Source organism: Solibacillus sp. (assembly GCF_040273735.1).
Classification (GTDB): Bacteria; Bacillota; Bacilli; order Bacillales_A; family Planococcaceae; genus Solibacillus.
Map to the genome: position 1 here is coordinate 349,657 of NZ_JBELZM010000001.1, position 16,155 is coordinate 365,811.

A 16,155-nucleotide genomic window follows, 5' to 3' on the forward strand; every position below is an offset into this window, starting at 1 on the left:
TCTCAATTCATTGTAGGCTTGCACTATCCCTACTCGCTTATGTTAGAATTGATACTTATTAATCCCTTCATCGCTTACATATTAATATTCATAAACAACAAGTGAGTTGTTCGCTAATATTGTAGCATGGGTTTGTTTTCTTCGCAATATAGAAGGAAATAGTATATAATAATTAATGATAAAGTATAACATTATTTGAAGCGGGTGAGTCCAATCGAACTCAATAAACGTCAAGATGTAATCTTGCAAATTGTAAAAGAAAATGGCCCAATTACGGGCGAACATATCGCTGAGCGCCTTGGATTAACGCGCGCTACATTGAGACCTGATCTAGCTATATTAACGATGGCTGGATTTTTAGATGCGCGGCCACGTGTCGGCTACTTCTATGCAGGCAAAAAAACAACGGCTGCCTTTACGGAATCAATGCTGAATTTAAAAGTGAAAGATTTTCAGTCGATCCCGGTAGTTGTTCCGGATGATATGACAGTCTATGATGCGATTATCCATATGTTTTCCGAGGATGTCGGAACACTTTTCGTTATTGATAAAGATGAAATATTACAAGGTGTGCTGTCTCGAAAAGATTTACTTCGTTCGAGTATAGGAACACAGGATTTAAATAAAATGCCTGTGCATATAATTATGACGAGAATGCCGAATATCGCCTATTGTGTTAATTCGGATTCATTAATCGTGGCGGCCAAAAAGTTAATAGAACGTGAGATTGATTCCATGCCGGTTGTTGAAGAAACTGAGCGGGGATTGGTCATTACCGGACGGTTAACGAAGACGAATATTACACGTGCATTTATTTCATTAGCTGAAACGCATGATTTATAGGTGATATTATGAAAAAATTGACTATATTTGTTGTATCAGATTCGGTCGGTGAAACTGGAGAAGCTGCTGTAAAAGCGGTAGTAAGCCAGTTTCGGCCGAATTTTGAAAAAGTAAGGATTCGAAAGTTTCCGCATATTGCAAATGTGGATGTGCTTGAAAAAATTGTCCAAATTGCTATCGCAAATGAGGCAACGATTGTTTTTACGCTTGTTGAAAAACAGATGAGACAAGCACTTCAAAAAATCGCAAGTGAATACAAGGTTCATGCAATCGACTTATTGGGCTCGATGCTTGACTTGATTGAAACTTCATTTGATGAAATGCCGTTGCAAAAGCCGGGCCTTGTCCATCAATTGGATGATGATTATTTCAAAAAGATTGATGCAATCGAATTTGCTGTTAAATATGATGACGGGCAGGATCCGCGCGGCATTTTGCTGGCGGACATTGTTTTGGTCGGTGTATCGAGAACGTCTAAAACTCCATTATCGCAATATTTAGCTCATAAACGGTATAAAGTGGCGAATGTGCCGCTCGTTCCGGAAGTGGACCCCCCAGCGGAATTAATGCAAATCGATCCGAATAAATGTTTTGGTTTAGTCATTACACCGGAAAAGCTCAACAATATTCGAAAAGAGCGTCTAATAACATTAGGGTTAACTGAAAATGCATTTTATGCTCAACATACTAGAATTGAGCAGGAAATTAGCTATTTTTATAGTATTGTTGATAAAATAGGTTGTCGAACGATAGATGTAACGAATCGTGCTGTCGAAGAAACAGCACACAAAATAATTGATATGCTAGAGCTTGATTGTAGATAGCAACCATAGCCGCCTCTTCAAAAAGGAAGAGGAGGTTTTTTTGGTGGAATAATATTTGAGATTTTTAAGAAACTAAGTGAACTATACTTTTGTTCCAGAATAATCTCGCATATTTCGCGGAATTTCGACATTTTTAGTTATATTCTGATTATTTTTTGAAATTATATAGCAACTATAGTCTTTTTGTTTTATAATAATAAAATTGTGGTAAAAATAATTATTATAGGGTAATTACAAATTTGTAATAAGAAATTTTGTCGTATTTTAGAGGATATTTGTAATTTATCTCGAATACTGTAGATGGTGATAATGTGGCTGGAAAAATACCCGAACATGTGATTGAACAAATTCGCTCGCAGTCCGATATAGTCGATGTCATTAGCGATTATATGCAGTTAACGAAGAGAGGGCGCAACTATTTTGGATTATGTCCATTCCATGGTGAGCAAACACCCTCTTTTTCCGTATCCAGCGATAAACAGATATTTCACTGTTTTGGCTGTGGGGCAGGAGGAAACGCCATTACTTTTGTAATGGATATGGAACATCTGTCGTTTCCGGATGCACTCATTAAACTAAGTCAACGTGCGGGAATCCCGCTTGAAATGGAATTGTCGACCGATCAATCGGTGTCGAATTCACCCATTTCAAAAAAAGAGCAGCAAATGCGAGAGGCTCATACGTTTGCAGTGGAGTTTTATCATCATATTTTAATGAATACAGAAGATGGCGAACCTGCATTAAATTATTTGCTTGAAAGAGGATTTACACGTGAGCAAATCGAAACACATCAGATAGGATGGGCGTTGCCGAATTGGGACACGCTGTCACTCTTACTGGAGCGCAAAGGATATGATCCTGAAGAAATGGCCGAAAGCGGTCTTATTATTCGTAAAGATAGTGATGACAGCTACTTTGACCGTTTCCGGGGACGGATTATGTTTCCGATCCGAGATGAAAATGGAAAAACGATTGCATTCTCAGGCAGGATTTTAAATTCCGATGGCGAAGATGCTAAGTACTTAAATAGTCCTGAAACGCCGATCTTCCATAAAAGTCAAGTACTTTATAATTTGGATAAGGCGCGGGCATCTATTCGTAAATCAAGACAAGTAATTTTAATGGAAGGCTTTATTGATGTTTTAGCAGCAAATCAAGCAGGTATATACAATGCTGTAGCAACGATGGGTACGTCTCTAACGCCCCAGCATATTACAAAGCTCAAACGCTTAGTTCAGCAAATTACGATTTGCTATGATGGTGATAATGCTGGTTTTGAGGCTGCCAAGCGTGCTGCACAGATGCTTCATCAAGAACAGATTAAAGTTGAGGTCGCTGTTTTACCAGATAAACTTGATCCGGACGAATATATTCGTAAACACGGACAAGAGGCATTTAAAAATCAAATAATAGAAAAGCCGCACGCTTATATTGCATTTATGATGATGCATGCGAAACGCGGCAAAAATTTCCAATTTGAAAATGACACACTTCAATACATTCAAGAAGTTCTGGAAACATTAAAAAATAATACTTCTCCAACTGAACGTGATTTATACATTCGTCAATTGGCAAATGAAACAAATATTTCCCAAGAGGCGATCAGTACCCAATTAAGAAAAATGGTCGCGGATAATGTGAAAGAGCAGAAACGCGATCAGAAAATGGTGGAAGAACCAACTGCTTTGCTTCAGAGGGAGCGTAAAAAAGACGCAACAGACCGTGCGGAAAGTATACTTTTAGCACATATGTTGCATGATGTAAATATTGTGAATAAAGTTCTCAGAGAGGGAAATAACGAACCTTTCATCCATGAGGAATATTTATCCGTATTTGTTCGTTTAATTGGTTTTTACGAAGAATATGAAATGGCTGATTTCCATCGATTCGTCGAAGTGTTGGATGATCATGATTTACGAAAAATCGTGATGGATGCTGCGTTACTTGAACGTGACCCTGATAATGGTGAAGCGGAGATAATTGATTGTTTAAAGCAAATCGAAAAACGCCGATTAGAACTAAAGATTGAACAATTAAAGCACGATCAAAAAGAAGCAGAAAAAATGCATGAGCATAGACGAGCACTTGAGATTGCCCAACAGATAATTGCATTAAATAGAAAGATAAAAATGGGCGTTTAACGCGATTTGTTTTTAGAAGGAGGAAGGTTTATGGCGGACAAGTCAAAACATTCAAAAGATACGGTAGTAAACGGGGTTTCATTAGAACAGGTAAAAAAGCAACTTTTAGCTAAAGCAAAGCAGGTTGGCGAAATGTCAATGAAGGAAATCTCTGAAACATTAGCATTTTTTGAACTGGAGAATGAAGAGATTTTCAACTTTGCCGATGAAATCGAAAAAAATGATGTAACAGTTGAAGGAAAAGAAGAATTTGAAGAAGAAGCGCTATCTAAGCAAGAATCAAGCGAAGAAGCATTCGACTTAAATGATTTAAGTGTTCCTCCTGGCGTTAAAATTAATGACCCGGTACGTATGTATTTAAAAGAAATCGGACGTGTGGATTTACTTTCTGCAGATCAGGAAATCCGTTTAGCGGAACGTATCGAACAAGGTGACGAAGAAGCACGTAAACGTCTGGCCGAAGCTAACTTACGTCTTGTAGTTTCGATTGCTAAACGCTATGTAGGCCGTGGAATGCTGTTCCTGGATCTTATTCAGGAAGGTAACATGGGTCTGATCAAAGCGGTTGAAAAATTCGACCACCGTAAAGGGTTCAAGTTCTCGACTTATGCAACTTGGTGGATTCGTCAAGCGATTACACGTGCGATTGCAGACCAGGCACGTACAATCCGTATTCCGGTACACATGGTTGAAACGATCAACAAATTAATCCGTGTACAACGTCAGCTTCTTCAGGATTTAGGCCGTGAACCTTCTCCAGAGGAAATTGGGGAGGAAATGGATTTAACACCTGAAAAAGTTCGTGAAATTCTAAAAATTGCTCAAGAGCCTGTATCATTGGAAACACCGATTGGGGAAGAAGACGATTCGCATTTAGGTGATTTCATTGAAGACTCGGAAGCACAATCTCCTTCTGATCATGCAGCATATGAGTTATTGAAGGAACAGTTAGAAGACGTGCTGGATACTTTAACAGACCGTGAAGAAAACGTATTGCGTTTACGATTCGGTTTAGATGATGGCCGTACGCGCACTTTGGAAGAAGTAGGTAAAGTGTTTGGCGTTACACGTGAACGTATTCGTCAAATCGAGGCGAAAGCATTACGTAAACTACGTCATCCATCTCGCTCAAAACGCTTAAAAGATTTCTTAGAATAAGCTAAACAGGGAAAAGATGAAGGAGTATATTACTCTTCATCTTTTTTTGTGTAAATATATCAGGTAATTACTATTTTCCAAGAATAATGGTATTGCTTTTTACCGATGATGTTCATTCAGGAATTATTTACAATATGAATAGCATATAAATACAGATTTGGAGCGAAACGATGTCAAATCCTAAAAAACAAATTATTATGAATGAAATTACATTTTGGAAACAAAACAAAATGTTACCGGAACATTATTGCGATTTTTTGATGACCCTTTATTCGGAAGGAAACCATCAAGAAGAGATTGCAGGGAAATCCAAAAATGCAGTCATAAATGTCGAAAAACGCAGAAACCGCATTGTATCGATGTTCTTCCCGATCAGTGCAATTGTTATTTTGTTGCTGCTGTTTACGATACAGTTCGAATGGGTTGTCATTTCAGTTGCCGCTGTATTTGCAGCAGGCTCTCTGATCGGGGCTATCTATTTTGCAAAAAGAAATCATCTAATGGCAGTGATGCTTCAGCTGGCGACCGCTTTATCCATTTTAGGTGTGACATTGAAAGTGAGTACAACGTATTTCGCCGGCAACAATGAAATGCTTTATATAATCCTTATTGTAAACTGTGTATTTTGGCTTTTAAGCGGCTTCATACTGAAGATTATTTATTTTACGATTTCAGGCATTCTTGGTTTAATTGCCATCATTAGTGCATGGATCTATTTTCTATAGGAAACCTAAAATAATACATACACCCTATACTATTCTTTTAAGCTATGCGGAAGTCGTGGAACTTTTATGCATAGCTTTTTTTGTGACCGTTTTACAAAATACTCTGCAAAATACATATATTTTCTGTAAAAATACATATTTTTAGATTACAATAGAATTGAAATGAAATAGGCTGAGAGGATGAATGGTATGCATTTTGATTTGACAACAGAGCAAGCGATGTTACAAAAGATGATACGTGAGTTTTCCGATGAAGTAGTGGCACCAGGAGCAGTCGAGCGCGATAAAACGAAAGCCTTCCCAGTAGAAATTTTTAAAGAACTTTCCAATATGGGCATTATGGGTCTGCCTTTTCCTGAACAATATGGCGGGGCGGGTGCAGATACAATCAGCTTTGCAATCGTTACAGAAGAGTTAAGCCGTACATGTGCTTCGACAGGAATTACATATTCGGCTCATATTTCATTAGGCGGTGCACCTTTACACTTATTCGGTACGGAGGCGCAGAAGGAAAAATACTTAACGCCGATCTGTACGGGTGAATCATTCGGCGCATTTGGTTTAACAGAGCCTAATGCCGGTTCTGATGCAGGTGGTACAGAAACTGCCGCTGTGTTGGATAATGGAGAATTTGTCATTAACGGGTCGAAAGTTTTTATTACTAATGCAAGTTATGCCAAACATTTAGCGTTAACAGCTATTACAAATCGGGATGGAAACAAAAAAGAAATTAGCGCCATTATAGTCCCGACTGATGCAAAAGGATTTACGATAAAGTCGAAATACGAAAAGATGGGCCTGAATGCCTCGAATACAACAGAATTGATTTTAGAAAATGTCCAAGTGCCGGAAGAGAACTTGCTTGGGGTCCGGGGAAATGGCTTTAAACAGTTTTTAACGACGCTGGACGGCGGCAGGATCGGTATTGCGGCAATGGCTGTTGGAATCGCACAGGGCGCATTAAATAAAGCCGTTCAATATGCAAAAGAACGCAAGCAATTCGGAAAGGCGCTGGCGGAGTTTCAGGCAACGCAGTTTAAATTGGCTGATATGGAGGTAAAAATACAATTAGCGCGGACATTTGTATACAAAGCGGCATGGCTGAAAGATCAGGGACGTCCATTCGGAAAAGAAGCTGCTATCGCAAAATACTATGCTTCCGAGATGGCAATGGAAGTTTGCGATGAAGCAATTCAAATTCATGGCGGCTACGGCTATATGAAAGAGTATGAAGTAGAGCGCTTTTTACGTGATGCAAAACTTTTGGAAATCGGTGAAGGAACATCTGAAGTACAGAAAATGGTAATTGCAAGACATATATTATGATAGAAATAGCAAATTGGTAAAATTGTTACAAAGCTAGTAAAACTTGTTCGTAAAGTCTTTCAGTTTTCTATAGAATCAAGTACAATTAATATTGTTTACTAGGCAAATGTCTAGCATGAAATAGAATATTTAATGAGGGAGGGGAACGCAATGAGAAACAATCCACTTATTCCTTACGTACTTATCATGGCATTCGGTATCGGACTAATTTTCTTCATGTCATTTGAGGGTGCAGCTGATAAAAACAGTGCGGACGGCGAACATTCAGGGGAAACTGCTGAATTAAATGGTGAAGATATTGCTCAAAAGAACTGTATTTCGTGCCACGGTGGTGATTTGACGGGTGGTGGAGGTCCTTCAATCGTTGGATTAGATGCTGAGCATATTAAAGACTACGCATTAAATGGTTCGGAAAACGGCGCTATGCCGCCAATTCTTAATAACGAAGCAGAAGCGGATGCAGTAGCAGAGTATATTTCAGGTTTATAATGAATAGCCAAGTGCAGAAATGGAGTGATCCTGTTCTGCACTTTTTTGTATTCTGGAAAGAGACGTTTATGTAAAAGTTCTATATAATAGGGGTAGTTTGTGATATAGAAAAGAGGATATATAAATATGAACGCACAAAAACTTTCAAAACGACTTGAAACGGTCGCTTCATTTGTCCCCACAGGAGCAATTGTAGCTGATATCGGAAGTGACCATGCCTATTTACCATGTTATTTAGTGCATAAAGGAATTGCTGCACGTGCAGTAGCGGGCGAGGTTGTAAAAGGACCTTATGAATCAGCCGTAAAACAAGTTCGCACTGAAGGCTTAACAGATAAAATTACAGTGCGCATGGCAGATGGACTGGCTGCTGTTGAAGAAGCGGATGAAATTACAGCTGTAACGATTGCAGGGATGGGCGGACCATTAATTGTGTCCATTTTAGAAAAGCATCCACAAGCTTTAAAAACGGTAACCCGTTTAATTTTACAGCCGAATATTCATGCAAAAGCGATCCGTGAATGGGCAATTGCTAATGGCTGGGCAATCCAGGATGAGGTCATTTTAGAAGAGGACGGTAAAATTTATGAGGTCCTAGTATTACAGCGCGGGGAAATGAAATTAAATGAAGCGCAAACATTGCTTGGGCCAAAGCTGATGGAAACGAAAGTACCTGTTTTCATTGAAAAGTGGTCACGTGAAATCGCAAATTGGCAACGTGTTCAACAAGCAATTTCAGAAGCGGAAAAAACACCTGAAAATCAGGAAAAGTATGAACAACTAACACATTACATTAAAATGGTACAGGAGGCGATTGCGTGAAATCCGTAAATGGCAACGAGATTATCCAATTATTTGAATCATGGTCACCTAAAAAATATGCATGCATGCCGAATGACCCCATCGGATTGGCCATTGGTACGTTAAATAAGCCAGTTACAAGAGTGCTTGTAACACTGGACGTGACACATGAAGTCGTTGATGAGGCAATCGACAACGGCTGCGAGCTTATTATTGCACATCACCCGCCAATCTTCATGAAGCTCTCGAACTTGCGTACAGATAATCCGAAAGGTGCACTGTATGAAAAGTGTCTGAAAAATGATATTGCAGTGTATGCAGCGCACACGAATCTCGATGTAGCGCCGGGCGGAGTCAATGATTTACTGGCAGATGCTTTACAACTGGAAAATCGTAAAATTCTGGATGTGTCCTTCGAAGAAAAAATGATGAAGCTAGCTGTCTTCGTACCTACCGATGATGCAGACGCTTTGCGTGATGTACTTGCTAAAGCCGGAGCCGGTAATTTAGGCCACTATGAGGCGTGCAGCTATACATTGCAAGGTAAAGGCCGTTTCCGTGCAACAGAAGGAGCAGATCCGGCTGTAGGGGAGATCGGCGAGCTTCACATCGAGGAAGAGGAAAAGGTGGAAGTCGTATTTCCGCAATCGATGAAAAATAAAATATTAAAGGCGATGCTTAACAGCCACCCGTATGAAGAGCCTGCATATGATTTGTTTACGATGGATGTTGACACGAATGAACAAGGACTTGGCCGAATCGGTAAGTTAAAACAACCGATGACATTACGGGAATTTGCCGGGTTTGTGAAAGTGCAGCTGGACGTGCCTTGTCTGCGTGCAGTTGGCCCCCTTGATCGTATTGTCCAGAAGGTTGCAGTTGTCGGAGGAGACGGCAATAAATATATTCGCACTGCAAAATTTGCAGGGGCAGATGTATTTGTAACAGGTGATATCGGCTTCCACATGGCACAGGATGCAGAAGTGGATGGCTTAAGCATTATTGATCCGGGTCATCATGTTGAAAAGGTCATGATTAAAGGTGTTGCAGAAAAAATGACTTCTTTATGTGCGGATCAAAAGTTACCAGTTGAATTTATCCAGTCTAAAATCAACACAGAACCGTTCCAGTTTATTTAATGTGAAAATCAAAAAGCCCATTTTTCTCGAGTGAGAGAAAAATGGGCTTATATTTAAGAGTTTTCGCCTTATTATTGAAATTTCTAGTTACGTACAGGAATCGCCTTTGCAGCCATTTCCTCGTCAAAGTCATTTTCGGATTTTGCCACTACGACACATGCTACACCATTACCAATAATGTTTGTTACAGCACGAGCTTCAGACATGAAACGGTCAACCCCGATTAATAGAGCAATACCTTCAAGCGGTACCATAGGGAATGCGGCTAATGTTGCAGCTAGAGTAATGAATCCCGACCCTGTTACACCTGCTGCCCCTTTTGAAGTAATCATTAATACCCCAAGAAGTGTGATAATTTCTAGCCAGGATAAATCAACACCATATGCCTGTGCGATGAATAATGCTGCCATCGATAAGTAAATAGAAGTCCCGTCCAAGTTGAAGGAGTATCCGGTAGGTACAACTAATCCTACTACTTGCTTCCCGCAACCATAGTTTTCTAACTTTCGCATCATCGCTGGTAAAGCCGATTCGGAAGAAGATGTACCGATTACGATAAAAATTTCTTCCTTAATATAGGCAATGAAGCGGAAAATGTTGAAGTTAAAGTACTTCGCAATTAAACCAAGCACGACTACAACAAACAGGAACATTGTAATATATACTGCGGCCATTAAAAGACCAAGAGATTTTAATGAACCTAAACCGAAATTACCAATTGTGTAAGCCATTGCACCGAACGCACCAATAGGCGAGAATTTCATTACAATCCCCACGATTTTGAAGAAAATTTCAGATACTTGTTCAAAAAATGTTATTACAGGACGCGTTTTTTCGCCTAAAGATGCCGCAGCAATACCGAATAGTACAGCAGCAAATAAAGTTGGAAGTAAAGCACCTTCAGCTAATGCACCAACAAAATTTTCAGGAATAATATCGTAAATGAATCCGCTTAAACCAGCTTCACTATTTTCTTCAGCAGCAGTTGTATATTTCGAAATATCCGTTTCTCCAGCTTTAGATGTATCGATTCCAGCCCCTGCATTTATGACAACAGCTACCATAATACCAATTGCAAGAGCGATTGTTGATACAATTTCGAAGTAAAGTAATGCTTTACCACCGATTTTACCAACCTTTTTCATATCACCCATGCCACCAATACCAATAACAACCGTTAAGAAGATAATTGGAGCGATCAACATTTTAATTAATTTAATAAATAAGTCAGCTAAAATTTTAAGACTTGCGCCGAATTCTGGCCAAAATGCACCGACGATAACGCCAAGAATGATGGCGATAATTACTTGGACTGTTAGATTTTTTAGTAATTTCAATTTTGCTTCCCCCTCTAATTTATCTATGGTAACGTTTACATTTGCAATAATAACGTAGGATTATTCGGAATATTTATTTTGTTGATAAAAAACATATCGTTCATTTTGGTCAATTTTTACTGCAATGATCTGAAACATTGATATAGCAAGGGTTTGCTTTGTTATAATACTGTTATAAAAGTTGAAGGTTTTGTACTATAACAAAAAGAAAGACTACTTATTTTCATAAGTAGTCGAATATTGTTTATTTTGTTCAATTGTTATTATCTTGAATTTCTTCACGAAGCTGTTTCAGGAAATCTTTATTACTTATTTTTTCATAGGAGCTATAAATAGGCTGTAATGCTTCCATCCATTGTTTACGTTGCTGCTCTGAAATAGTATAAAACTGAATATTCTCGTCTGCTTTTAGCTGCTGGTAGTTTTCTGCATTTAATGCGACTGCTTGATCATGCTGCCAGCGCTGCATTTCATCAAGTGAATCTTGAATTATTTTTTGCTGGTCGTCAGTAAGCGATTTCCAAAAATCGGCGTTCATCATTACACTGTAGGCAAGTATGCCGTGATTCGATAAGGTAATATTCTGTTGCATTGAATAATAGCCCTTTGAATATAAATTTGAAATTGTATTTTCCTGAGCAATGATTTCGTTATTTTGAATAGCGATGTATAAATCATTGAAAGTTTTTAAAATCGGCTTTGCTTTTAATAACAAAAACTGTTCTTTTAGTATATCACTTGGCATTATACGGATTTTGAGATCTTTAAACTGATCAACCTCAAGGAGTGGTGTTGTATTGGAAGCCATCTGTTTAAAGCCGTTATGCCAGAATGTCAAACCATGTACATTAATGCTTTCCAGCTCTTGCAGTAAGGAATCACTAAGATCGCCGTGCAGTATCTCATATACCTGTTCGTCTTTTTCAAAAATAAACGGCAGGTCAAGAACTTGCCAAGAAGGGAGTGCTTCTGTCATTTTGGAAATGGAAGGTGCAATCATTTGAATATCACCTTTTTTAAGTGCTGCTAATTCGTTCTCATCATTGTACAAAATACCATTTGGATAAATTTGCACTTGGATTTTGCCGTTTGATTTCTCTTTTACAACTTCTGCAAACTTATTAACCGCAAGCCCTTTTGGTGTATTTTCAGCTACAACGTGACTAAAGTTAATTACAATTTGGTCATCAAGCCCAACTTGCTCGTCGTCGTAAGGTAAGTCTTTTGTATTCCACACGTCGAAACGGGTTGAGATAGTAATGATTAACAGTAAAGCAGCAACGATAGCGGTTATGATATAAAGGCGCAATAGGATTCCCTCACTTACATTGAAATTTTTTGAATGTTGTAGAAAATCTCCACATACTTCGAAGTTTGTTATATTATATAGCAAAAAAGGAGGCACAAAATGAAAATGAAACAATTATCAATGAACGGAAAAATTGTGCTGCTTACCTTTTTCATTATTGCTTTCTCCTTTTTCGTAGCAGGAATATTATTGTTAAGCAATCTAACACGGGAACATGAAGAAACGGTAGGTAGCCGTGCCATGCTGATTGCCCGGACCATTTCGGATTTGCCGGAAATTCAAAAGCAGCTTGAAGAGCAGGATATACAATTGGCACAAACGATGATTACCCAAATTGTTCACGATATCAAAATTATTAATAAAGCGGAATATATTGTTGTCATGAATATGGATCGTATAAAATTATCGCATCCGTCTCCGAATCAACTAGGTCAAAAAAGTCAATCATCGGATATGCATGCTGCATTTAATGAAAATTATTATATTTCAAAAGCAATTGGAGAACAAGGCAAGACAATCCGGGCATTTGTACCAATTTTAAACGAGCAAAAAAAACAGGTTGGGGTTGTGGTCGTAGGATTTGCATTGCCAACATTTTGGAATATTCTTGCCGAAAATACGAATGAAATTATTTTGGCTGTGCTGTTGTCTTTCCTTTTTAGTATTTGGGGTGCCCATTTATTAGGGCGGCATATAAAACGTCAAATGTTTGGGCTGGAACCAATTGAAATTGCAAAAGTGTATGTCGAGCGGACTGAAACGTTTAATGCAATGCATGAAGGAATTATTGCAGTAGATAACAATATGGTAATTACGATTTTCAATCAAAAGGCAGGTCGTATTTTAGGTGTGGGTGGTAATCCAGAAAAATATATTGGAAAGAATATTTTTGATGTACTGCCTGATACAAGGTTACCTGAAATTGTCGAGAGTGGGCTTGCTGTATATAACCAAGAAATATATGTGAATAATCATAGTATTTTAAGTAATCGTATCCCGATTTTTGTAAAAGGAAAAACAGTCGGGGCGGTAGCAGTTTTTAAGGATCTGACGGAATTTAAACAGCTTGCAGAAGAATTGACAGGCGTTAAAGCATTTGTACAAGCGTTGCGTATTCAAACACATGAGTATAAAAATAAGCTACATACAATTGCGGGACTTTTACAGCTTGGTCATAATAAGCAGGCACTTGATTATTTATCGCAGGTAAAAATGCAGCATGATCAAGTGACAAAGTTTCTGAACGAGCGGATTTATAATGAAAATATATCAGGCCTATTGCTTAGTAAAATAAGTCGGGGAAATGAACTCGGAATTGAAGTGACGATCGATGAGGAGAGCCAGCTGACAAGATTTCCGGAACTGTTGGACCATCATGATTTTGTATTATTATTCGGTAATTTAATCGAGAATGCTTTTGATGCGCTTACGGTGATAGAACGTAATCATAAAGAAGTATTAATTTCCATTGATGATAACGATGGTATACTGGCAATTATGGTTACAGATAATGGTATCGGAATTTCAGAAGAAAGTTTAGAACAAATTTTAGAAAGCGGGTTTACAACGAAGGACAATGAAAACAGGGGCATTGGTTTATATTTGGTTAATGAGATTGTGAAAAAAGGGAATGGCACAATTGAAATATCAAGTGAAGTAAATAAAGGCACAACATTCATCCTGACATTCGAGTATTAGGAAAGGGGCTTTCTTATGAAGACCATTCAAGTATTATTAGTAGAAGATGACCCAATGGTGCGTGAAGTAAATCGTCAATTTATCGAACGGGTGGAAGGATTTAAAGTCATCGATATGGCATCAAACGGTATTAAAGGAATCGAAAAAATATTAGATCTAATGCCGGATTTAGTTGTAATGGATATATTTATGCCGGAGCAAGATGGAATTGAAACATTGCGCCAAATTCGTCAGCAAAATATAAATGTAGATTGTATTTCGGTAACAGCTGCAAATGATGTTCAAACAATCCAGCAAATTTTGCATTTAGGTGTTTTTGATTATATTATGAAGCCCTTTACATTTGAACGAATCGAGCAAACGTTAATTCATTATCGTCAATTTAAAGAAAAAATGCATGCAGCAGGAGATGTAACGCAGGCGGAATTAGATGAAATAATCGGTCAAGCAAGGGTTCAAAAGGAAGAGCAATTCCCAACCCATATGATGGCTCAAGAGCTTCCTAAAGGCTTTAATCGTGCCACAATGGATAAAGTATTGGTTTTTCTAAAACAGTATTCAGGTGGTGCCTCAGCAGATGATGTTGCAACAGGCATTGGTGTAGCTCGTGTAACAGCTCGCCGCTATTTAGATTTTATGGAGAAAAATCATCTGATTCGGGTAGATATACAATATGGAAGTGTAGGGAGACCGATTAATCAATATTTTATTAAAGAATAGCAAAGAACGTAATTCGTATAATTTTTCTACATATTAAAAGATCATCATTTTCCCTGGAAAGAGAAAAATGATGATCTTTGTTGTTAAAGATTAATAAGGCATAATTTTTTCAACTGGTTTTGGTGCTTTAATTTTCGGTAAAATTTTATCCAATGTTACAGAACGTACGATTTCATGTGTTGCAGGATCGTTTTTATCAAACTTTTCCAGGAATGAAATGACTTCCTTAACGATAGGTGTCGGTGTTGAAGCACCTGCAGTTACTGCTACAGTTTCAACGTTTTCAAGCCATTCAATTTGCAGCTCTGAAATATCCGAGATGCGGTAAGATGGAGTTCCCGCAATTTCTACCGATACTTGTGTTAAACGGTTCGAGTTGTTCGATTTGGGATCGCCAACTACGATTAATAAGTCGGAAGCACCGGCCTGTTCAGCAACTGCTTCCTGACGAACCTGTGTCGCTAGGCAAATTTCTTTATGCACTTCGACATGCGGGAATTTTTCTTTTAAACTATCCATTAGGAAAGCGACATCCCATTGGCTCATCGTCGTTTGGTTTGTTACGAGAATTTTTTCGTTTTCAAAAGCAAGATTATCGATATCTTTCATCGATTGAACTAAGTGAACGTGATCCGGTGCAACACCGATTGCGCCTTCTGGTTCAGGATGTCCCTTTTTACCGATATAAATAATATCGTAGCCTTCTGCTGTTTTTTCGCGGATTAAGTCATGTGTTACTGTAACGTCCGGGCAAGTCGCGTCAATTGATACGAGTCCCTTACGTTTTGCGATTTCTCGAATTTCAGGTGATACACCGTGTGCTGTGAAAATCACTGTGCCTTGCTCTACCTGTTCAATTATTTCTTTGCGGTTTTCGCCATCAAGCGTAATGATGCCATCTTGTTCAAAAGCATCTGTAACATGTTTATTGTGTACAATCATACCTAAAATGTAGATTGGTCTTGGTAAGGTCGGATCAAGTGCGGCATTGCGTGCAATGACCATCGCGTCTACTACCCCATAGCAGTATCCACGCGGATTAATTTTTACAACTTTCATTTATACGTAACTCCTTTCAAAGCCCTGTAATTTCATTATATAGGACGTGTATGCTTTATTCAAAGTTCGCTTACTGAAATCTCTATTAAATTCGACGTAAATGGCGCTAAATCTCGAAATGATAGCGCAAGTACAGAATTTTGCGAACTTTTGCTATAATAACAGAAATAAATAAAACGTAAAGTGGGGAAATGGGATGGCGTTTTCTTTTTTTAGGAGGAATAAGACCGCAGCATTAAAGAATCAGGTGGAGTTTTGCATGACAAATTTATCGCTCGGCGCAGCGGATGTGTATGATGTGCTATTAGAGCGCGAAGATATAGAGATAACGGAATCCGGCTGTACTTCAAACTGTGAGATTTGCGAATGTCATTTATTTGCGATTGTAAATGGTGAACTTATTAAAGCGGAAAATACCGATAAACTATTACAATATGTTGAAAGTGAGCTGGAAGAAAATTCAGTCTTGTTTTAAAACGTCTATGCGGGGAAAAAACATTACATAAGTTGAAAAATAGTTTTAAGTGAACGGGACAAATGAAAACTCTTCACTAAAACTTTATAACAAAATTTCAATAGAGGAGTG

At 38.3% G+C, this 16,155-nt stretch carries 15 protein-coding genes; 12 read left to right on the top strand and 3 right to left on the bottom strand.

Going from position 1 to position 16,155, the window contains the following annotated elements; translation table 11 throughout:
- Positions 1 to 204 precede the first annotated feature (204 nt).
- From ccpN to ABS917_RS01725, 9 genes are all read left to right on the top strand, one after another.
- A complete protein-coding gene (gene ccpN / locus ABS917_RS01685) occupies positions 205 to 843 on the top strand; it encodes a transcriptional regulator CcpN (protein WP_008403112.1) in 639 nt (212 codons plus the stop codon).
- 8 nt (positions 844 to 851) lie between these two features.
- Positions 852 to 1,667 (top strand): pyruvate, water dikinase regulatory protein, encoded by an 816-nt coding sequence (locus ABS917_RS01690; protein ID WP_350477381.1) that lies wholly within the window; start codon positions 852 to 854, stop codon positions 1,665 to 1,667.
- A 311-nt stretch (positions 1,668 to 1,978) separates the two neighbouring features.
- Complete coding sequence (gene dnaG / locus ABS917_RS01695; RefSeq protein WP_350477382.1) at positions 1,979 to 3,808, top strand: DNA primase; 1,830 nt, start codon at positions 1,979 to 1,981, stop codon at positions 3,806 to 3,808.
- A gap of 30 nt (positions 3,809 to 3,838) precedes the next feature.
- Positions 3,839 to 4,966, top strand: a complete 1,128-nt coding sequence (gene rpoD / locus ABS917_RS01700; RefSeq protein ID WP_339175709.1) for an RNA polymerase sigma factor RpoD — start codon at positions 3,839 to 3,841, stop codon at positions 4,964 to 4,966.
- A gap of 170 nt (positions 4,967 to 5,136) precedes the next feature.
- On the top strand, positions 5,137 to 5,691 hold the full coding sequence (locus ABS917_RS01705; protein WP_350477383.1) for a hypothetical protein: 555 nt from the start codon (positions 5,137 to 5,139) through the stop codon (positions 5,689 to 5,691).
- A gap of 189 nt (positions 5,692 to 5,880) precedes the next feature.
- Positions 5,881 to 7,017, top strand: a complete 1,137-nt coding sequence (locus tag ABS917_RS01710) for an acyl-CoA dehydrogenase family protein (protein ID WP_350477384.1) — start codon at positions 5,881 to 5,883, stop codon at positions 7,015 to 7,017.
- 150 nt (positions 7,018 to 7,167) lie between these two features.
- Positions 7,168 to 7,506, top strand: a complete 339-nt coding sequence (locus tag ABS917_RS01715) for a c-type cytochrome (protein ID WP_350477385.1) — start codon at positions 7,168 to 7,170, stop codon at positions 7,504 to 7,506.
- Positions 7,507 to 7,632: 126 nt separating this feature from the next.
- A complete protein-coding gene (locus ABS917_RS01720) occupies positions 7,633 to 8,328 on the top strand; it encodes a tRNA (adenine(22)-N(1))-methyltransferase (RefSeq protein WP_350477386.1) in 696 nt (231 codons plus the stop codon).
- On the top strand, positions 8,325 to 9,446 hold the full coding sequence (locus tag ABS917_RS01725; protein ID WP_350477387.1) for a Nif3-like dinuclear metal center hexameric protein: 1,122 nt from the start codon (positions 8,325 to 8,327) through the stop codon (positions 9,444 to 9,446). Before ABS917_RS01720 ends, ABS917_RS01725 begins: the two co-directional genes overlap by 4 nt.
- Before the next feature lie 83 nt (positions 9,447 to 9,529).
- Here the strand turns inward: ABS917_RS01725 and dctA are convergent, their stop codons facing one another.
- Together dctA and ABS917_RS01735 are read right to left on the bottom strand one after the other, a co-directional pair.
- Positions 9,530 to 10,783 (bottom strand): C4-dicarboxylate transporter DctA, encoded by a 1,254-nt coding sequence (gene dctA / locus ABS917_RS01730; RefSeq protein WP_087615303.1) that lies wholly within the window; start codon positions 10,781 to 10,783, stop codon positions 9,530 to 9,532.
- A 253-nt stretch (positions 10,784 to 11,036) separates the two neighbouring features.
- The gene (locus ABS917_RS01735) at positions 11,037 to 12,092 is read right to left on the bottom strand and encodes a DctP family TRAP transporter solute-binding subunit (RefSeq protein WP_350477388.1); all 1,056 of its coding nucleotides are present in this window, start codon (positions 12,090 to 12,092) and stop codon (positions 11,037 to 11,039) included.
- 105 nt (positions 12,093 to 12,197) lie between these two features.
- Here ABS917_RS01735 and ABS917_RS01740 point away from each other — a divergent pair, with 105 nt between their 5' ends.
- Both ABS917_RS01740 and ABS917_RS01745 read left to right on the top strand, forming a co-directional pair.
- Entirely contained in the window at positions 12,198 to 13,790 is a 1,593-nt protein-coding gene (locus ABS917_RS01740) for an ATP-binding protein (RefSeq protein ID WP_350477465.1), read from the top strand.
- Between the two features lie 15 nt (positions 13,791 to 13,805).
- Positions 13,806 to 14,510, top strand: a complete 705-nt coding sequence (locus ABS917_RS01745; RefSeq protein WP_350477389.1) for a response regulator — start codon at positions 13,806 to 13,808, stop codon at positions 14,508 to 14,510.
- A gap of 90 nt (positions 14,511 to 14,600) precedes the next feature.
- Here the strand turns inward: ABS917_RS01745 and ABS917_RS01750 are convergent, their stop codons facing one another.
- Complete coding sequence (locus ABS917_RS01750; RefSeq protein WP_350477390.1) at positions 14,601 to 15,569, bottom strand: 4-hydroxy-3-methylbut-2-enyl diphosphate reductase; 969 nt, start codon at positions 15,567 to 15,569, stop codon at positions 14,601 to 14,603.
- A 196-nt stretch (positions 15,570 to 15,765) separates the two neighbouring features.
- Here ABS917_RS01750 and ABS917_RS01755 point away from each other — a divergent pair, with 196 nt between their 5' ends.
- Entirely contained in the window at positions 15,766 to 16,044 is a 279-nt protein-coding gene (locus ABS917_RS01755) for a YuzB family protein (protein WP_350477391.1), read from the top strand.
- The last annotated feature ends 111 nt before the right edge of the window (positions 16,045 to 16,155 follow it).

Coding starts and splice junctions, on each gene's coding strand:
- ABS917_RS01690 (WP_350477381.1), top strand. CDS start 852: ATGAAAAAATTGACTATATTTGTTGTATCAGATTCGGTCGGTGAAACT.
- rpoD (WP_339175709.1), top strand. CDS start 3,839: ATGGCGGACAAGTCAAAACATTCAAAAGATACGGTAGTAAACGGGGTT.
- ABS917_RS01705 (WP_350477383.1), top strand. CDS start 5,137: ATGTCAAATCCTAAAAAACAAATTATTATGAATGAAATTACATTTTGG.
- ABS917_RS01710 (WP_350477384.1), top strand. CDS start 5,881: ATGCATTTTGATTTGACAACAGAGCAAGCGATGTTACAAAAGATGATA.
- ABS917_RS01715 (WP_350477385.1), top strand. CDS start 7,168: ATGAGAAACAATCCACTTATTCCTTACGTACTTATCATGGCATTCGGT.
- ABS917_RS01720 (WP_350477386.1), top strand. CDS start 7,633: ATGAACGCACAAAAACTTTCAAAACGACTTGAAACGGTCGCTTCATTT.
- ABS917_RS01740 (WP_350477465.1), top strand. CDS start 12,198: ATGAAACAATTATCAATGAACGGAAAAATTGTGCTGCTTACCTTTTTC.
- ABS917_RS01745 (WP_350477389.1), top strand. CDS start 13,806: ATGAAGACCATTCAAGTATTATTAGTAGAAGATGACCCAATGGTGCGT.
- ABS917_RS01750 (WP_350477390.1), bottom strand. CDS start 15,569: ATGAAAGTTGTAAAAATTAATCCGCGTGGATACTGCTATGGGGTAGTA.
- ABS917_RS01755 (WP_350477391.1), top strand. CDS start 15,766: ATGGCGTTTTCTTTTTTTAGGAGGAATAAGACCGCAGCATTAAAGAAT.